Genomic DNA, 3,355 nt, shown 5'->3' with positions numbered 1-3,355 from the left:
TCAAGGGCAGTATGAGTTTTCAGGCCATATAGACACGCGAGATTGGCCCGGCGATGTATATCTCTCGGTGGTGGAGGATTACCGAAAAATATCAGGGGTGTACCCCGAGCAGATTCTTTCAAAAACAGCTCCCGATTCCACCGGCTATTTCCTTTTTATAGGGGACAATCTTCCTTTGGAAAATAGGATGTATAGAATCCATGTCGATAATTGTACCGAAGCCGAACAAAACACTTCTCACTTTAACGGTCATTGCCCAAACAGTAGGGAAATTGTTTTTATAGCCAATAACAACGATACCCTTTCCCTGCCCTTTTCATTTGATAATGAAATGTTCTGTCGGGTACTTTCCAAAGATGAAAAAGCCAATGCTTTTCTGAAAATAGATTCCCTGAAACACGATATGCGCTTTGCATTTGGGACCTACCGAAGCGAAGCCAATCGCAAGATCAATTCTAAAAAATGGTTCAGCATCTTTCAGCAGTATGGAGAACAACTACACGAACCTCTGGCCGAATTGTATAGCTATGCCTTTTTATCGGACCGAAGCAATGACTTACACGACTATTATTTGGAAGACCTAAAAACCAATCCGTATTACGATGGACTGCTTCAACGACTTACAGAAGCCTATCCCAATTCGAATTATGTAAAGCAATACCGTGCCGAAATCACATCAGATCGTTTTTTAATTTCTTCGGAAGTGGATAAAGGTCTACCCTGGTGGGTCTATGCAATGAGTGGATTCGCCTTGCTATCGGTTGTGGGCAACTTTTATTTCTTCAGAAAACTAAAGAAAATAAATCTACATGCGATGCAACCCGATACTGCATTGTCTAATCAAGAACAAAAAGTTCTCGACCTGATTCTGGAAAACAAAACCAATAAGGAGATCGCTTCGCAATTGTTCCTAAGCCTAAGTACCGTAAAAACACATATTAACAATCTATACAAAAAGCTCAATGTGAATTCTCGTGAGGAGGTGAAGGCGCATTATTCCGGCAAGCAGTAAAATTCAAACGGGGGTCTAGTCCCCTTTTCAACCCCAAGCTACTTTTAATCTTTTCATTGTTTTTGAATCTTCGCCCTTCAAATCATAAAACAACGAAAATGAAATCACTATCGCTAGCAGTACTCTTTGTATGTTTAATTACGACCCATATTTCGGCGCAACCATTTAATCATGAAATTGCTTCGGAAGGAAATGCACCCGTCCTTCTGGGAAAAATTAACAAAGTGGGGCTTTCAGCCGTACCCTATTCGGACTGGTTTTTAAAAAATTACGACGCCTATCAACCCAATACGGCGGTGGTCAATCAATTTAAAGACGATTTAACGACCTACACCATAACTGCCTTTATGGGAACCTGGTGTGGAGACAGTAAACGTGAAGTTCCACATTTTTACAAAATATTAGATGCAGCCAATTTTCCACTCGACCGATTAACACTTGTAGCGGTAAGTAGAGAGCGTGATGCTTACAAACAAAGTCCGGGCGGTGAAGAAGAAGGCCTCACCATTCATCGCGTGCCCACCTTTATTTTTTACAAAGACGGAAGGGAGGTCAATCGCATCGTGGAATCGCCGGTGGAAACATTGGAAGCAGATTTAGCCGCTATAATTAACGGCGACTATACGCCAAACTATCACGCCGTTACTCTGGTAAGTGAGCTCTTGGGCGAAGTACCCCTAGAAAAGTTCGATAAAAAGGCAAAAAAATTACTTCCGAAGTTAAAAAAACTAACCGCTAAAGCTTCAGAATTAAACACCTACTCCAATGTACTCTTCTTTTCTGGGAATAAAGCCGCAGGGATTGCAGTCGCTCGTTTAAATACGCGCTTATTTCCGGAAGAAGTCACCACCTATATAAGTCTGGCCAACAAGCTGTACCAGGTAGAAAAGCCTTCGGAAGCTATAAAATACTATGAAAAAGCGCTTGTATTGGATCCGGAAAATCAACAAATAAAAGAAAAGATAAGCTCCCTAAAATTGGTTGTCGTCAACTAATTCCAACAATTTTTAAGACCAAACCACAAAGTATCTGGTAAATGGTGCGAAGCATGAAAAGCAACTTCGCGATCATGGGATAAAAACCACCAAAGACTTTGTGGTTTAAAAAATTATAAGGGAATTGAAAAACCCATAGTTTGTACCTATCTTTGCTGCTTATTTTACAAAAGGTATGCAACTGTCTGAACTCGAACTCATCCGAAGAGAAAAATTGAATCAATTGCGCAATATGGGCATCAACCCATATCCCGCGGCCATGTACCCTGTGAATCACACCTCCAAAGGGATAAAAAAGGATTTCAAGGAAGGGAAGAAAGTAGTAATTGCCGGTAGACTGATGTCGCGTCGTATCCAGGGAAAGGCTTCCTTTGCCGAATTACAGGATGCCGATGGTAGGATTCAAGTGTATTTTAATCGGGATGAAATCTGCCCCGGTGAGGATAAAACGCAGTATAACGAAGTCTATAAGAAATTACTAGATATAGGTGATTTTATAGGCATAGAAGGCGAATTGTTTACGACGCAGGTAGGAGAGAAAACGGTTTTGGTGAAAGGGTTCACCTTGCTTTCAAAAGCACTCAAACCCTTGCCTCAGCCCCGTGTCGATGCCGAAGGAAAAGTACACGATGCCTTTACCGACGCAGAACAACGATACCGTCAGCGCTATGCAGATCTGGTGGTCAACCCTCATGTAAAGGAAGTGTTCGTGAAACGCACCAAGCTGTTCAACGCCATGCGTACATTTTTTAACGATCGCAGCTATTTTGAAGTGGAAACCCCTATTCTTCAGCCTATCCCGGGAGGAGCCGCTGCACGACCCTTTGTAACACATCACAATACACTGGATATTCCGCTGTATTTGCGAATAGCAAACGAATTATACCTAAAACGACTTATTGTTGGTGGCTTTGACTGTGTGTATGAGTTTTCTAAAAACTTCAGAAACGAAGGAATGGACCGTACCCACAATCCCTAGTTTACCGCGATGGAGATATATGTAGCCTACAAGGACTACAACTGGATGATGGATTTCTGCGAAGAGTTGTTGGAATTCTGTGCTGTGGAAGTAAATGGAACTACCAAAGCTACTTATGGTGTCCATGAGATCGACTTTAAAGCACCCTATCCTCGCATGACGATGGCCGATGCCATAAAGAAATTCACCGGTTTCGACATTACCGGAAAAACAGAAGCTGAAATTCGTTCGGCCGCCAAAGAACTAGGTGTGAGTGTAGACGAAACCATGGGGAAAGGGAAGTTAATCGATGAGATCTTTGGAGAGAAATGTGAAGGCAATTTTATACAACCCACATTTATCACCGATTACCCGAAGGAAATGAGTCCG

General features: G+C 42.1%; 2 protein-coding genes and 1 pseudogene. All 3 read left to right on the top strand.

Features of this window, described 5'->3' with window-relative positions:
• Positions 1–1,012: LuxR C-terminal-related transcriptional regulator (locus K8F54_RS13650; RefSeq protein WP_290791833.1), on the top strand; the 1,012-nt coding region annotated here is incomplete at its 5' end.
• Between the two features lie 98 nt (positions 1,013–1,110).
• Complete coding sequence (locus tag K8F54_RS13645; RefSeq protein WP_290791832.1) at positions 1,111–2,007, top strand: hypothetical protein; 897 nt, start codon at positions 1,111–1,113, stop codon at positions 2,005–2,007.
• A 175-nt stretch (positions 2,008–2,182) separates the two neighbouring features.
• Positions 2,183–3,355 (top strand): annotated as a pseudogene (locus K8F54_RS13640) (lysine--tRNA ligase); the annotation flags it as partial.

The sequence above is a fragment of the Altibacter sp. genome, from assembly GCF_019913785.1.
Lineage (GTDB): Bacteria > Bacteroidota > Bacteroidia > Flavobacteriales > Flavobacteriaceae > Altibacter.
This window is presented reverse-complemented; position numbering and strand designations above follow the sequence as displayed.

What these genes read in the sequence shown, in the direction of transcription:
- K8F54_RS13645 (WP_290791832.1), top strand. Translation starts at nt 1,111, where the DNA reads ATGAAATCACTATCGCTAGCAGTACTCTTTGTATGTTTAATTACGACC.